The 275-nt window shown below is 64.4% G+C and carries 1 pseudogene; it reads left to right on the top strand.

The window, feature by feature from the left end:
- Positions 1-275: pseudogene (locus tag GOPIP_RS27950) on the top strand (HNH endonuclease); the annotation flags it as partial.

Genomic DNA, 275 nt, shown 5'->3' with positions numbered 1-275 from the left:
GCCGAGGTGTCGTTGCAGTTCAAGGTCTCTCGCAGTAAGGCCGGGAGTTGGGTGGCGTTGGCGGAGCTGTTGGAGAAGTTCCCGCTGATCCGTGCCGCCTACCTGAACGGGGAGCACTCGACCAACCGGGTGTCCATCATGGCGCGGGCCGCGCAACGTGCCGGAGACATCGATCTCGACGGCATCGAGGGTGACGACGCGGAGATGTCGTTCGAGAAGATCGTCCTGAACTATGCATCGCGCGCCACCACCGACCCGGTGCTGGCGCAGGAGCT

Source organism: Gordonia polyisoprenivorans NBRC 16320 = JCM 10675 (assembly GCF_000241325.1).
Taxonomy (GTDB): Bacteria; Actinomycetota; Actinomycetes; order Mycobacteriales; family Mycobacteriaceae; genus Gordonia; species Gordonia polyisoprenivorans.
The sequence above is the reverse complement of the archived record's forward strand: the minus strand, read 5'-3'. Positions and strand labels throughout refer to the sequence as shown.